The 13791-nt window shown below is 23.4% G+C and carries 18 protein-coding genes; 1 reads left to right on the top strand and 17 read right to left on the bottom strand.

Annotated elements, in window-relative coordinates; translation table 11 throughout:
* Nucleotides 1-178: 178 nt before the first annotated feature.
* From HMPREF1092_RS05850 to dapF, 11 genes are all read right to left on the bottom strand, one after another.
* Complete coding sequence (locus tag HMPREF1092_RS05850; protein ID WP_002597709.1) at nt 179-514, bottom strand: hypothetical protein; 336 nt, start codon at nt 512-514, stop codon at nt 179-181.
* 2 nt (nt 515-516) lie between these two features.
* The gene (locus tag HMPREF1092_RS05845) at nt 517-912 is read right to left on the bottom strand and encodes a hypothetical protein (protein WP_002597708.1); all 396 of its coding nucleotides are present in this window, start codon (nt 910-912) and stop codon (nt 517-519) included.
* Entirely contained in the window at nt 909-1445 is a 537-nt protein-coding gene (locus tag HMPREF1092_RS05840) for a hypothetical protein (protein ID WP_002597707.1), read from the bottom strand. Before HMPREF1092_RS05840 ends, HMPREF1092_RS05845 begins: the two co-directional genes overlap by 4 nt.
* Nucleotides 1442-1912 carry a hypothetical protein gene (locus HMPREF1092_RS05835; RefSeq protein ID WP_002597706.1) on the bottom strand — a complete coding sequence of 157 codons (471 nt, stop codon included), beginning with the start codon at nt 1910-1912 and terminating at the stop codon, nt 1442-1444. The genes HMPREF1092_RS05840 and HMPREF1092_RS05835 overlap by 4 nt, the downstream gene beginning before the upstream one ends.
* Nucleotides 1899-2378 (bottom strand): hypothetical protein, encoded by a 480-nt coding sequence (locus HMPREF1092_RS05830; RefSeq protein ID WP_040413622.1) that lies wholly within the window; start codon nt 2376-2378, stop codon nt 1899-1901. Before HMPREF1092_RS05830 ends, HMPREF1092_RS05835 begins: the two co-directional genes overlap by 14 nt.
* Nucleotides 2314-2760: a hypothetical protein gene (locus tag HMPREF1092_RS05825; RefSeq protein ID WP_002597704.1), complete on the bottom strand. Its 447-nt coding sequence runs from the start codon at nt 2758-2760 to the stop codon at nt 2314-2316. The genes HMPREF1092_RS05830 and HMPREF1092_RS05825 overlap by 65 nt, the downstream gene beginning before the upstream one ends.
* Nucleotides 2738-3205 (bottom strand): hypothetical protein, encoded by a 468-nt coding sequence (locus HMPREF1092_RS05820; protein WP_002597703.1) that lies wholly within the window; start codon nt 3203-3205, stop codon nt 2738-2740. The genes HMPREF1092_RS05825 and HMPREF1092_RS05820 overlap by 23 nt, the downstream gene beginning before the upstream one ends.
* Nucleotides 3202-4230: a type II secretion system F family protein gene (locus tag HMPREF1092_RS05815; protein WP_002597702.1), complete on the bottom strand. Its 1029-nt coding sequence runs from the start codon at nt 4228-4230 to the stop codon at nt 3202-3204. The genes HMPREF1092_RS05820 and HMPREF1092_RS05815 overlap by 4 nt, the downstream gene beginning before the upstream one ends.
* Complete coding sequence (locus HMPREF1092_RS05810; protein ID WP_002597701.1) at nt 4208-5572, bottom strand: GspE/PulE family protein; 1365 nt, start codon at nt 5570-5572, stop codon at nt 4208-4210. Before HMPREF1092_RS05810 ends, HMPREF1092_RS05815 begins: the two co-directional genes overlap by 23 nt.
* An 86-nt stretch (nt 5573-5658) precedes the next feature.
* Nucleotides 5659-6657: a hypothetical protein gene (locus tag HMPREF1092_RS05805; protein WP_002597700.1), complete on the bottom strand. Its 999-nt coding sequence runs from the start codon at nt 6655-6657 to the stop codon at nt 5659-5661.
* A gap of 19 nt (nt 6658-6676) precedes the next feature.
* Nucleotides 6677-7498 carry a diaminopimelate epimerase gene (dapF, locus tag HMPREF1092_RS05800; protein WP_002597699.1) on the bottom strand — a complete coding sequence of 274 codons (822 nt, stop codon included), beginning with the start codon at nt 7496-7498 and terminating at the stop codon, nt 6677-6679.
* An 89-nt stretch (nt 7499-7587) separates the two neighbouring features.
* Between dapF and HMPREF1092_RS05795 the strand changes: the two genes are divergently transcribed.
* Complete coding sequence (locus tag HMPREF1092_RS05795) at nt 7588-9312, top strand: Rqc2 family fibronectin-binding protein (RefSeq protein WP_002597698.1); 1725 nt, start codon at nt 7588-7590, stop codon at nt 9310-9312.
* 54 nt (nt 9313-9366) lie between these two features.
* Here the strand turns inward: HMPREF1092_RS05795 and HMPREF1092_RS05790 are convergent, their stop codons facing one another.
* The 6 genes from HMPREF1092_RS05790 to HMPREF1092_RS05765 form a co-directional block, all read right to left on the bottom strand.
* On the bottom strand, nt 9367-10530 hold the full coding sequence (locus tag HMPREF1092_RS05790; RefSeq protein ID WP_002597697.1) for a THUMP domain-containing class I SAM-dependent RNA methyltransferase: 1164 nt from the start codon (nt 10528-10530) through the stop codon (nt 9367-9369).
* An 11-nt stretch (nt 10531-10541) separates the two neighbouring features.
* Nucleotides 10542-11081 (bottom strand): bifunctional pyr operon transcriptional regulator/uracil phosphoribosyltransferase PyrR, encoded by a 540-nt coding sequence (gene pyrR, locus HMPREF1092_RS05785; RefSeq protein WP_002597696.1) that lies wholly within the window; start codon nt 11079-11081, stop codon nt 10542-10544.
* Nucleotides 11082-11093: 12 nt separating this feature from the next.
* On the bottom strand, nt 11094-12011 hold the full coding sequence (locus HMPREF1092_RS05780; protein WP_002597695.1) for an RluA family pseudouridine synthase: 918 nt from the start codon (nt 12009-12011) through the stop codon (nt 11094-11096).
* 116 nt (nt 12012-12127) lie between these two features.
* Nucleotides 12128-12727, bottom strand: coding sequence for a DivIVA domain-containing protein (locus HMPREF1092_RS05775; RefSeq protein ID WP_002597694.1), 600 nt, complete (start codon nt 12725-12727; stop codon nt 12128-12130).
* Between the two features lie 19 nt (nt 12728-12746).
* Nucleotides 12747-13514, bottom strand: a complete 768-nt coding sequence (locus tag HMPREF1092_RS05770; protein WP_002597693.1) for a YlmH family RNA-binding protein — start codon at nt 13512-13514, stop codon at nt 12747-12749.
* 1 nt (nt 13515) lies between these two features.
* Complete coding sequence (locus HMPREF1092_RS05765; protein WP_002597692.1) at nt 13516-13782, bottom strand: YggT family protein; 267 nt, start codon at nt 13780-13782, stop codon at nt 13516-13518.
* Nucleotides 13783-13791: the final 9 nt, after the last annotated feature.

The raw sequence follows: 13791 nt of genomic DNA, 5'->3' as shown, positions 1-13791 counted from the left end.
TCATATAACAATTATAATCATATTTTGGTTTCTTCTGACATAACAATGATATTTTATCAAAATAAAGGCTTAAATGCAATTCCTAACTAAAATTAAATTAATATTAATTTTAATCCAAACCCTTTTTCATTTAATATTTAATATCATATCATTTATATTATCTCACATTTCCCAATTTTTATTCTTTTTTTATATCTAATAAAACTGAAAATTTTTTCTCTTCTTTTTCTATATTATATTTTATTATTTTATAACTTCTTAACTTATTTAAAACATCTTTTATTTTCTCTGCATTTCCTTCTACTTCAATTAATCCTTTCACTCCATTTTCATTTTTTATCTCTAATACATTTACATCTTCTAAAGATTTTAAATAATAAAAATCATCATATATATTTTCATATTTACTAAGTACAGCTACATCCTTTTTTTCTTTTTTAATAGGATAATTAATTATAATACATTGCACACTTAATAAAAACATACCAATTAAACATAATATCTTTTTATACATTATTATTTAATCTCCTCTACACTAAGAGTTAAAAAGTTTTCACTTTCTTTAATACTATTAATTTTTGATTTTTCATTTATTTTATCTATATTTTTATTTTCTACCTTTATAGTTCCTTTATTATTTTCTATTACTCCACTTTCTGATGAATAATTTAATAAATTTATCCAACTTACAATTTCATCTAAACTTATTCCATCTTGTTTATTTATTGAGTACTCTATTAAATTTTTATTTTCTTTTATTGTTTTAATTTTATCTATAGTCATAAAAAATAATATTATATTTCCTAATAAAATAATAATTATTATAGAGTTTAATTTTCCAATTTCAATTTTATTTCTTTTTTCATATATATCTATTGGTATAAAGTTTTTATATTCTTTCAAATATTTCATTTAAAATTAACACATCCCTTTCCATCTTTTAACAAAAATTTAGCTTCTTTATATTCATTTTCATCACTAATGCCATCAAAATAAATCATTCCATCTTCTACATTTATATAAAAATATTTCTTCATAAACTTAACTTTATATTTAAAAGATTTATCTCTCTTTAATTTTAAAATGCTATTTCTTATACTAAAATATATTGGTTCTATTTCTGAATTAATAAAATTGTTTAATATATCTTTTATTATTTTATTTCCCTTTATTGCATAAACAAGTGTTCTTTCTTTTTTCTTTTCAATTTCATAATGAATTAAATAATCTTCTTTTTGCACATCTACTAAAATTTCAGATTCTATTAAACTTTTTATTTCTTTCTCATTTATACTATCTATAATTTTAAAAAATATATTTTCATTTAAAATTATTATTTTTAACTTAGATTTTGTTTTTATTAGTTTACATAATTTATCATATGTAATTTTTTCTCTATTATATATAATGTCATTATTATCTATTATCAAAGTTAATCTTTTCATTGAAATCTCCTTTTAGGTATAAGAATTATTTTTTCACTATTAAATTCGCAATTAGATTTATTGCAAGTACATAAATTCTCCTGTTTATAGTAAATTTCAAATTCTTCTTGTTTGTTGTTTCCTAAATTTTTAAAGTTTATTAATCCACTTTTATTTGCTAACAATTTAAATTTCAAATTTCCTATAGCATATTTATCTTTTAAAATTTTATTTATATTAGGGTTTTCAAAACTTATTTCTTTATTAAACTCTAGCTTATCAATTTTATTTATATAATCTTGAACAACCTTTAAAATATAATATCTTTTTTCTTCTAATTCTATTGCACTTTTACTTACTATAATATTAGAATTTTTCTTTATATCTAAATTTGTTATCTTATAAATGGTACTAAAAAATAATACTGACATACTTAAAAATAATACTGCTAAAATCGATATATTTCCTTTATTTTTATACGCAGACATATCTCTCTATACCTCCAGATTTTATAAATAAATACAATAAGTTATCCTTTTTTATAATCCTAAAATCATCTATATTATCCATAATTAAAGAGCTATACGTTTTTAAATTTCCATTTTCTCTTCTATAATATTTTAAAAATAATTTTCTTTCAAAAAAATATATTTCATCCTTTAATGGACTTTTAGCACTATCATCTTTTTTGAATATTACTAATTTATTTTGATTTTCTTCAAAATATAAATTACTATATCCATTTAAATAATCTTTTATATTATATATTCCACTTTCAATTGAATTAATTTTCATTGAGTTTTTATAAATTGATTTTGTTTCTATTGAAGTAGATATTATACACTTAGTTAAAATACAAAATAATAATGTAGTTAATCCTAAATATATACTAGTTTCCAGAAGAGCATATCCCTTGCAATTCCATCCATTTCTCTTTTTCGAAATTTTTTTCAAATTTTTCCTCCTCTAACTTTATTAAAAATTCTATACTTACATCATTACTTTTTATCTTTTTTAAACTTATATCTCCTGATTCTTCGTTTAATAAATCAATAATATTAGAATTTATTATTTTATTTTCATCTAATTCTTTTAAATCTAAATAAAACTCATTTGAATATTTAAATTTATTATTTATACTACATAAGCTTGTATTATATTTTATTTCTTTTTCTAAAATTTCAATTATATTCGCTTTTTTATATCTTTTTTCTTCTGCTCTTTGAATTGAATAATAATTTAAAATTGATTTTCCTACTAAAGATAAAGCTATTATAGTTATACTTATGGCTATTAAACTTTCTACTAACACATTACCATTCTTCTTGTTTTCCATTTATATATACCCTCATTGTATTTATTCCAACACTTATTGTTATTTTATAAATATTATTTGTTTCTATTCCTTTCCATTCTATACTTGTAGAATTTAACTCACCTTTAGAATTTATTTTTAATGAAGCTTCTTTTAAAAATATTATCTTGTCTGGTATCTCTAAACTTTGTACAATTTCTTTTCCGTTTTTATCAATCATTCTAAATGTTATTGACTTTATTTCTTTATCATTTATGATTTCTCCTGGCTTTTCTTCTGATATACATGTTTTTCTACTATAATTTATAAATGAATACATATGGTTTAAAAACTCTTTTTCTATGACTAATGTTTCATAATCTTTGTAATATCTGTAGGAAACACTTCCAATACTCAATGTTAAGGTAATTATAAATAATGATACTCCAACCTCTAATAAAGTGACGCCTTTCTTCTTTTTATTCATTTCGTTACTCCATAAATGCTATCCATAATTGGAATAAAAAATGTCCCTATAAATAAAATTAATATTGCTCCTAATGTACAAATTAAAATTGGCTGTACTAAAGAAGAAATCCATTTAACTAACTGCTCATTTTTTTCTTCTAAATTCTTTACTACTGTATTTAGTCTTATATCCAAACTTCCACTTTCTTCTCCAATTTTTATCATAGCTAAAGAATATCGGCCTATTTTATCTAATTCTTCTAATGATTCACTTATTGTTTTTCCACTCATTATTGATTTTTTTATTTTAATTAACTCTTCTTTATTTTTTATTTCTTTTGAATTTATATAAAAATCGATTCCTTTTACTAAATTAACACCACTCTCTATAAATAAATTTAATATAAGTACTATTTCATATTCTTCTCTAAAATTTAACCTTTTTACTTTTTTAAATAATAATGTCTTTATTTCATTCCACTTAAGTACAAAAAATACAATTGGAAATACAATAAAAAAATTTATTATACTTAATAATCCTAAAATTTTGTTTTCATTTAAAAAATTTGAAAAATTTATTATTCCTTTTATAAACAAATTTAACTCAGTTTTTCCTTCTAAAAGTTCCTTAAAGCTTGGAATTATAAAATATAGAATCATAAGAAAAAATAAAATCAAAAATATAAATATTAATGATGGATAAATACAACTTATAATAGTTCTCTTTCTATATTCATATTTACTTTTATAATATTTACTAAGACCATTTAAAACCTCTGATAATTTTCCTGTTTTTTCTGCGATTTTTATCATATTTATGAAAAATTCAGGATATAACTCTTTAAATTTATTAAAGCTTTGCCATATACTATTTCCTTTTTCTATTTCTTTTTTTATACATAAAAGACTTTCTTTATATCTTTTTTTTAATGGTAAATCTAACATTAACTCAAAAGCTAAAACTATATTTATACCATCTTTGTAAAGCTTACTTAAATTTTCACTTATTAATGTTATATTTTCATAAGATCTTATATTGATCATTATAGTCCTCCTCTTCTTCTATAAAATCTATATAATCGATATAAGTTATATCTCCATTTATTAAATGTTTGTAAGCCATTTCTTTCATTTTATTATTTGAAAGCATATTACTATCTTTTTCTAATTCTTCTATTGAAAAAGTTTTATCAAGTTTATATATTTGAGACAATAATATTCTTCCTTTATAGCCTGTATAACTACATTTAGTACAGCCTACTCTTTTAAAGCATTTTATATTTTCTCCATTAAAATTTATTGTTTCTTCTTGTTTACACTTATCACAAAGCTTTTTTATTAATCTTTGCGATATAATTCCTACTAATGCTTCTCTTAAAAATTTTTCATCTATGCCAAGATCTTTTAATCTAAAAAACACTTCCCTCCCTGAAATTGAATGCAGAGTTGAATAAACTTTATGCCCTGTTATAGATGCTCTAATAGCCATTTTAGCTGTTTCACTATCTCTTATTTCACCTATCATAACTATATCTGGATCCTGTCTTAAAACTGACCTTAATGCATTTGAAAAATCTAAATTTACTTTCCTATTAAGTTGAATTTGATTTATTCCATCTATAGAAACTTCCACAGGATCCTCAATACTCGTTATATTTATTCCATCATCTTTAGAACTTTCTAAAATTGAATATAAAGAAGTAGATTTTCCAGAACCAGTTGGTCCATTTATAATAACAAGTCCTTCTTTTTTTCTTACTATTCTTATCAAATCTTTTCTTTGTTCTTCTATATTTGTTAAATCTCTAAAATCTAATTTTATTAATCCTTCTCTTAATATTCTAATTACTAATTTTTCGCCATTTATAGTTTTTATTATAGAAACTCTTAAATTATATTCATTATTATTTAGCTTAAATTTCATTTTTCCATCTTGTGGTTTTCTTTTTTCCGTTATATCTAAATTACTATTGTTCTTTATTCTAGATATAACCTTTTCATAAATTTCATAAGATATTTTATATCTTCTTACCAATAAACCATCTATTCTAAACCTTATATTAACTCCACCTCTACTAGGTTCAAAATGTATATCACTTGCTCTATCATTTATAGCTTCTTCAATTATTATATTTTCTACATTTTCATTTAGCTCTAAAAATATCATGTGCTTTAATTTTAAAAATTCATCTTCATTTATTTCTAAAATTTTTATTTGAAGTCCATATACAAGATTTAACCTATCTATATAATTGTTTTTAGAATTATCACAAATTATATAAACAAAATCTTCTTTCTTTATTGGGATTAAGTCTAATTCAAAGCATTTATTTAAAGATAATTTTTCTATATATTTAAAATCTATTTCATCTATTAAATTTTTCATATGCATCACCTCATTTAAATCCTTGTCACTTTTACCATTTTTATACATTTAAACATATAAAAAAGAATATCATTTCTGATATTCTTTTAATTTATTTTTATAAAATTATATTTTCCACTATTTTCAGTTAAAAGGTTTATCCCATTCTCTTTACTATAGCTATATACATCTAAATTTTTTTCTCCTGCATTTGATCCCATAAATAAAATTTCTCCATTTTTATTTATGCTTAGTCCCGATTTCATTTCTACTATTTCAGGGAAATCATAAACTATTCTCTCTAATTCTCCATCATTTAAAATATATAAAGAATTTTTATCATTCTTTGTAGATCCTAAAATATAATAATTGTTTTCACTTTTCAAAACATCACTTAATAAATCTATATTACTACTTAAGGTCTCTACACTTTTATCTTTTAAATTTAAGCTTTTCAATAATTTTTCATCTTCATTAACTCTTTGTAGAAATATTATTTCATCTTTATAAGATTTAAAAAACTCTAAGTATCCTGTATCTATTTTATATAAAAGTTCTTCTTTTCCGCTTCCTAAATTATAACTAAAAATTCCATTTTCATTTTTTTCAGATATACCATAATATATTAAATTATTTTCTCCTATAAAATCAAATAATTTTCCTGATATTGATACTTTTGATTTTATATTTACTTCTTTATTATCTTCTATATTTAGTACTTTTAATGTATATATATTATCATAAGCCATATAGCCTAAAAATTTTCCATCATCAGATAAATGTAAATTTTCGTAATTATTTTCTTCTAACTTTTTTTCTTTTCCCCTAGAATAAAAGTAATGTTCATTATTCCTTATAAAAATATAATTTTCTGATTTCTTATTATATTCCACTATAGCATCATCATTTCGCACTTTTTTATAGCCTGTTTCTGTTAAATTTAAATTTGATATTCCTGATCCTTTTTCTTCTATTAATGAACCCAATTCTATATCTATAATATTAGTTTTAGGACTTAATGTATCCTCTTCCTTACCACATGAATATAAAAAAGCTATTAATATAAAACTAGTTATTAAAAATATTCCTTTCTTTTTTATTCTCATCTTTTATCCCTTTTACAACTTATAATATTTCACCTTCACAAATATATTCTCCTGGGCCTGTCATATAAATTCCCTCTTCTTCTAAATCTATATTAAGCTTACCTCCTGGAAGTGTTACCTCCACATTTTCAGAAACATGTCCCAATCTATTTAAAATTGCTACACTTGCACATGCTCCTGTTCCACAAGCTAAAGTTTCTCCTGCTCCACGTTCCCAAGTTCTTACTATAATATGATCTTTATCTATTATCTTTATAAAGTTAATGTTTGAACCTTCTTTAAATATTTCTAATTTTTCTATATTTTTTCCAAAATTAGTTTTAAACTTATCTTCATTATCTATTATTACTGTATGTGGTACTCCAACTAAAGCAGTATTTAATAATACTTCATTCCCACAAACATCAACTTTAAAGTTTATTATTTCTTTTAATCCTTCTTTTAATGGAATATCTGAAGCTTTATAAGATTCTTTTCCCATAAACACTCTAACTCCAGTAACTTCTTCGTCTTTTAAATTTAATTTTATATCTTTTCTTCCATCACCAGTTTCTACTGAGAATTCTTTTCCTTTTACAAAACCTTTATCATATACATATCTACTAAAACATCTTATTGCATTTCCACACATATTTGGTTTAGAACCATCACTATTTATAATAGTCATTTGTATATCACAGTCTTCTGAACTTCTAATTAATACTAATCCATCTGCTCCTATTCCAAAATGCCTATCACAAACTTTTATTGCGATTTCACTTTCTTTTTCTACTAATTTATTTTCTAAATCTTCTACAAAGATAAAATCATTCCCTATTCCATGCATTTTAACAAATTTCATGTTTTATTCCCCTCCGCTTATTTTATTGATAAATCCAATCATCTAATGTTATACTATCCTTAAACAATCTTAGAAAGAAGGAAATATAAATGGCACTAGATGGTATATTTTTAAATAGTTTAATAGATAACTTAAAAGAATATTTAATAAATGGTAAAATTGATAAAATAAATCAGCCTGAAAAAGATGAAATTATATTAACAATTAGAAATAATAGAAAAAATCATAAACTATTAATTTCTGCTTCTCCTAGATTTTCTAGAATGCATCTAACAAACATTCCAAAAGAAAATCCACTTAAAGCTCCATTATTTACTATGGTTTTAAGAAAGTACCTTTTAGGAGGTACAATCCTAGATGTAGTCCAAATAAATGGAGATAGATTAATTGAAATTAAAATATCTGCAAATGATGAACTTGGCTTTAATAGTAAATATTCTCTCATTATCGAGATAATGGGTAGACATTCCAATATTTCTCTTGTACGTGAAAGAGATAATAAAGTTATGGAATGTATAAAACATATTACTCCTGATATAAATACTTTTAGAGTTTTATATCCTGGTACAGAATATGTTTATCCACCAAAATCAACTAAATTAAATCCATATAATTTTACTTTAGAGGAATTTAAACCTTTTGTAAATACTTTAGAAGAATTAAACGAAAACTTTTTTTCAAATACTTTCATAGGTATAAGCAAACCTCTATCTAAAGAATTATATTTAGAAAATGAAGAAAATTTATCTTCTATAAAGGATGATTCAAAATTATATTATGTATTAAAAAACTTGTTCCAAAATTTAAAGGAAAATGTTTCATTTAATATATTTATAGATGAGAATGGTAATTTTAAAGATTTTCATTGCTTTAAATTTAAAAAAGAATTTAGCAATTTTATAACTTATGATTCTCCCTCTGAATTAATAGAAGATTATTTCTTTAAAAAAGATAAACAAGATAGACTTCATAACAAATCAAATGATCTTCAAAGATTTTTAAATACTAATATTGATAGATGTAAAAAGAAAGATAAGATTTTAAATAAAACTATTGAAGATTGTGCTCAAAAAGAAAAATTTAAAGTTTATGGTGATTTATTAACTTCATATATATATTCCATAAAAGAAGGAGAAAAATCAATAACCCTTCAAAATTTTTATAGCGTAAATTTAGAAAATATCACTATACCTTTAAATGAAAATAAATCTCCTTCACAAAATGTTCAGCTATATTATAAAAAATACAATAAAATGAAAAAAGCTGAAGAAGAAGCTTTTATTCAACTTGAGAAGAATGCACATGAATTAGAATATTTAAATTCAGTTTTAACAAACCTTTTAAATATAGAGGATTATGGAGAAATTGATGAAATAAAAGAAGAACTTATGGATACAGGTTATTTGAAATTTAAAAAGCTAAAAAAATCAAATCATAAAAAATCAAAACCTCTTCACTTTGTTTCTTCTGACGGCATAGATATTTATGTTGGAAAAAATAATATACAAAATGATTATTTAAGTTTAAAATTTGCTAAAAAGAATTACTTATGGCTTCATACTAAAGATATTCCAGGTTCTCATGTTATTGTCTGTACTGATAAGTTAATAGATAATACTATTGAAGAAGCATCTGTTATTGCAGCTTATTATAGCAAGGCTAAATCTTCTTCAAAAGTTCCTGTAGATTATACTTTTGTTAAAAATTTAAAAAAACCTGCTAATGGAAAACCAGGAATGGTAATTTATCATACTAACTGGACTCTATATACAGAGCCAAAAGATTTTCCTAATTTAAATATTAAACAACTGTAATAAATAAAAAACGGATTTTTTTAAATCCGTTTTTTATTATTAACCTTTAATTTCTTATCCAATTAAACACTGAACTACTGTATCACCAGCATTTTTTATTTTGTCATTATCAAAATATTGATAATAATAACATTTTAATTTACCATTATAAAGTTTTCTATTTTTTGTTTCTTTTATTCCAAAAGCTTTACCAAAGTTCTCAAAAGAAGTAAGGATATTAAATTCCCAAGTATCATATTGCTTTTTATACTTACCAAATATTTTATTTAACATTTCAACTTCTTTATAATCACTTAATCTTTCTCCATATGGTGGATTTGTAATTATAAATCCATATTTATGTTTATTTGAAAAAGCTTTAAAATCTCTCTCTTGGAATTTAACCCATTTATCAACTCCAGCTTTTACAGCATTATTTTTAGCAGTTCTTAAAACTCTTTTATCTATGTCATAACCTATAATATCTAAATCATAATCTTTTATAGCATTTCTAGCTCCTTCTCTAACTTGATCAAATATTTCTTTATCCATAGTTGGCCAAGTTTCACATACAAAGCTTCTATTAAGTCCAGGTGCTATATTTTGCATTATCATACATGCCTCTATTAGTATAGTTCCTGAACCACAAAAAGGATCTATTAGTGTATAATCTTTTTTCCATCTTGAAAGTAAAACCATAGATGCTGCAAGTGTTTCTTTTAATGGAGCTGCTCCTGAATTTTCTCTGTATCCTCTTTTATGAAGTCCTGGTCCTGTAGTATCTATAGTAAGAGTTACTTTATCTTTTAAAATAGCAACCTCTATTTTATATACTGGCCCATCTTCTGGAAAAGTATTTATTCCATATGCCTCGCTCATGCTAGTTACAATTGCTTTTTTTACAATAGATTGACAATCTGGAACACTATGAAGAGTAGATTTTATTGATTTACCAGTTACGTGCATAACACCATTTTTAGGAATAATACTACTCCAATTTACTTTTTTTGTACCTTGGAATAATTCTTCAAAGCTTCTAGCTTCAAATTCTGCCATATTTATAAGTATTCTATCAGCTGTTCTTAAATGAGTATTTGCAATCGCAATATCCATCTCATCACCTTCAAAAAATACTTTTCCATTTTCAGATTTAAGATTTTCATATCCTAAAGCTTTAAGTTCTTTTGCAGTTATTCCTTCTATCCCAAATGTAGTTGTTGCAATTAATTTATAATCCATTTATGTTCTCCCTATTCTTTTTCGTATATTTTAACTGAGTCTTCCCCATCTATTTCTTCTATTTTAACGCCAATTACTTCATCTTTAGATGTAGGTATGTTTTTACCAACATAATCTGCTCTTATAGGAAGTTCTTTATGTCCTCTATCTATAAGAACTGCTAGTTGTATTCCATTAGGTCTTCCTACATCAATAATTGCATCAATTGCTGCTCTAACAGTTCTACATGTATATAAAACATCATCAACAATAATTACTTTTTTATTTTTTATGTTAACTCCTAAGTCAGTTCCCTTAAAGTTAGGAGTATCACTATCTAATGTTAAATCATCTCTATAAAGTGTAATATCAACATATCCAACTTCTATTTTTACACCTTCTATTTGCTCTATTTGTTTTGATATTCTTTTTGCAAGAGGATATCCTCTTCTCTTTATCCCAACTAATACTAAATCAGCTACTCCTTTATTTCTTTCAATAATTTCATGAGATATTCTAATTAAACTTCTTTTTATTGCTTTATCATCTAAAAGATTTGCTTTTAATTTCAAGTATAACTCCTCCTAAATACAATCTTTTCTTAAATTTTCTAATAATTTTTTATAATTTTCTGGTAGTTCTGAAGAAAACTCCATATATTCTCCCGTTCTAGGATGAATAAATCCAAGAACTTTTGCATGAAGCATTTGTCCATCATCTTTAAACTTCTGTTTTTTAAATCCATATAAAGGATCTCCAACTAATGGATATCCAATAGAAGACATATGTACTCTTATCTGATGAGTTCTTCCTGTTTCTAATACACATTTGACAAGAGTAGAATTTTTAAACCTTTCTATAACACTATAATGAGTTACAGCTCTTTTTCCATCCTCTGTTATTGCTATCTTTAATCTATCTCTTTTACTTCTTGCAAGAGGTTTATCTATAGTTCCACTATCTTTTTTAAGTCTTCCTTCAACAAGTGCATAATATTCTCTTTTCATGCTATGATCTTTAAGCTGCTCTGAAAGCTTAACATGAGCTTCATCATTTTTTGCAACTACTAAAACTCCTGTAGTATCCTTATCTATTCTATGAACTATACCAGGTCTTATTACTCCATTTATACTGGATAAATCTTTGCAATGATAAAGAAGTGCATTTACAAGAGTTCCTTCATAATTTCCTGGTGCAGGATGAACAACCATACCTTTGGGTTTATTTACTACAATTACATCAGAATCTTCATATAATATATCTATTGGAATATTTTCTTTTTTTACTTCTAATTCTACTGGCTCTTTTATAGTTGTTTTTATAACATCATTTAATTTTAGTTTATAATTACTCTTAACCTTTTTATTATTTACAAGAACATATCCTTCTTCTATCATTCCTTGTATATAAGATCTAGATTTACCTTCCATAATATCTGTTATAAATTTATCTATTCTAATTCCTTTATTTTCTTCATTTATCTCAAAAATTTTTTCTTCCATTTATATACTCCTACAATTTATTACTTCTCAATTATAATATAATAAATAATTTATCTCAATAATATAATAAAAAAGGTTGATATTACTTATATTTTGTAATATCAACCTTTTAATAATTATTCTACATCACTTGCAAAAAAGCTTTTTATTTCATCTAAATCATCAGCTTGTACATCTTCTACAACTTCATCAACAACTTCTTCATTATATCCAATTTCTTTTGGCATGAATTCATCAATTGGAGTTGCAATTGAATAATTTTTATTTAAATCTCTTTCTAAATCATCAAATGTCTCTAGTTGTGTATTCATAAAGTTTCTAAATTTAACTCTAAATTTAATAAACTCTTGTTTTATTCTATCAAATTCATCATTTATTTGAATCACATCATTGTGTGCCTTATCAACTATTTTTTGTGCAGTTTCATTAGCATTTTTAACTACAAGTTCAGCTTCTTTTTGTGAACTTTCTTTAGCTTGATCTGCTGCATTTTGAGCTAATAAAAGTGTATTTTGTATTGTACTTTCTATTTTAGCATAATGATCTATTTGCTCATTTAAAACTGTTATCTTTTCTTTTAATTTTGAATTTTCTTTATATAATTCCTCGTAATTTTCAATAACCTCATCTAAGAATTCATCAACTTCATCTGAATTATATCCTCTTAACCCTTTTTTAAACTCTTTATTGTTTATATCCATTGGAGTTAATTTCATAATAATAATACCACCTTTTCTATGTATATTTTTTTATAATAACTTTTAATTTACCACTTTTACTATTTCCAATTATACTTCCTAGAATATACTTACCATATTTTCTTACAGTTATCCTATCGTTTTCTTTAACTTCTTTACTTTTATCTCTATATACAGAATAATTGATAAGCACATCACCTCTAGAAATAATCTCTTCTGCTGTACTTCTAGATTTTCTCGTTATCTTAGAAACAATTGAGTCTAATCTTTTTGATTGAACATTTATTACTTCTTCTGTAAATTCATATCTTATATCTACTTCATCTGCTTCTAAAATATCTACATCACAACTGACATTAGAAATTCTATTTAAATTTGAAGCTATATATTCTGCTATATCTGAAAAAGCAGCAACATAGCAAATATCATCTTTTACGATAAGATCTCCTAATTTATTTCTCTTTATACCTAATGACATAATACTTCCTAAGTAATCTTTATGAGAAAGATTTTTAAATTTAGACTTATTTTTTATTTTTACAACCTTAATTGGATATTCAATTTGGTATAAATTATTAAAACTAATAATTTTTCTTTCTGCCTCATTGAATACCCCATAAGATTCTATTTTAAAGTCCTTTATTTTTATATTATCTCTAAATATAGTCCAAATATTTGGTGTATAAAATTCATTTGAAAATAAAGTTATATCTTTCTCTAAAGCTAAATTAAATTTATCGTAAAGATTTATAATTTCATTTTTATCTTCTTCCTTAAAATTTTTAAAAAAATCTTCTTTATTCATGCTAAAACAACAACCTTATAATTAAATTTTTTATAATATCTAAAGCTATTATAGCAAGAAGTGGAGAGAAGTCAATTTGGCTATATCCTAATATTTTAAAAAGTAGACTTCTAAAAGGTGCTAAAATTGGATTTACAATTGCTGATACAAACTCCCTTATCGAACCTAAGTTTACATTTCGTATAAATGAAAATATTACATCTGCTAATATAAACAATTCTAAAATATTAAATAAAGCATCTATAAATGTCAGTACTAATCTTGACATATATTTTCA

The organism is Clostridium thermobutyricum, from assembly GCF_000371465.1.
Classification (GTDB): domain Bacteria; phylum Bacillota; class Clostridia; order Clostridiales; family Clostridiaceae; genus Clostridium; species Clostridium thermobutyricum.
The sequence above is the reverse complement of the archived record's forward strand: the minus strand, read 5'-3'. Positions and strand labels throughout refer to the sequence as shown.

Bases quoted from the DNA above. Each gene is read 5' to 3' on its own strand.
- HMPREF1092_RS05775 (WP_002597694.1), bottom strand. From the start codon at position 12,727: ATGAAATTAACTCCAATGGATATAAACAATAAAGAGTTTAAAAAAGGG.
- HMPREF1092_RS05845 (WP_002597708.1), bottom strand. From the start codon at position 912: ATGAAATATTTGAAAGAATATAAAAACTTTATACCAATAGATATATAT.
- HMPREF1092_RS05820 (WP_002597703.1), bottom strand. From the start codon at position 3,205: ATGAATAAAAAGAAGAAAGGCGTCACTTTATTAGAGGTTGGAGTATCA.
- HMPREF1092_RS05835 (WP_002597706.1), bottom strand. From the start codon at position 1,912: ATGTCTGCGTATAAAAATAAAGGAAATATATCGATTTTAGCAGTATTA.
- HMPREF1092_RS05780 (WP_002597695.1), bottom strand. From the start codon at position 12,011: ATGGAAGAAAAAATTTTTGAGATAAATGAAGAAAATAAAGGAATTAGA.
- HMPREF1092_RS05805 (WP_002597700.1), bottom strand. From the start codon at position 6,657: ATGAGAATAAAAAAGAAAGGAATATTTTTAATAACTAGTTTTATATTA.
- dapF (WP_002597699.1), bottom strand. From the start codon at position 7,498: ATGAAATTTGTTAAAATGCATGGAATAGGGAATGATTTTATCTTTGTA.
- HMPREF1092_RS05825 (WP_002597704.1), bottom strand. From the start codon at position 2,760: ATGGAAAACAAGAAGAATGGTAATGTGTTAGTAGAAAGTTTAATAGCC.
- HMPREF1092_RS05765 (WP_002597692.1), bottom strand. From the start codon at position 13,782: ATGTCAAGATTAGTACTGACATTTATAGATGCTTTATTTAATATTTTA.
- HMPREF1092_RS05790 (WP_002597697.1), bottom strand. From the start codon at position 10,530: ATGGATTATAAATTAATTGCAACAACTACATTTGGGATAGAAGGAATA.
- HMPREF1092_RS05810 (WP_002597701.1), bottom strand. From the start codon at position 5,572: ATGAAAAATTTAATAGATGAAATAGATTTTAAATATATAGAAAAATTA.
- HMPREF1092_RS05815 (WP_002597702.1), bottom strand. From the start codon at position 4,230: ATGATCAATATAAGATCTTATGAAAATATAACATTAATAAGTGAAAAT.
- HMPREF1092_RS05840 (WP_002597707.1), bottom strand. From the start codon at position 1,445: ATGAAAAGATTAACTTTGATAATAGATAATAATGACATTATATATAAT.
- HMPREF1092_RS05795 (WP_002597698.1), top strand. From the start codon at position 7,588: ATGGCACTAGATGGTATATTTTTAAATAGTTTAATAGATAACTTAAAA.
- HMPREF1092_RS05770 (WP_002597693.1), bottom strand. From the start codon at position 13,514: ATGAATAAAGAAGATTTTTTTAAAAATTTTAAGGAAGAAGATAAAAAT.
- HMPREF1092_RS05850 (WP_002597709.1), bottom strand. From the start codon at position 514: ATGTATAAAAAGATATTATGTTTAATTGGTATGTTTTTATTAAGTGTG.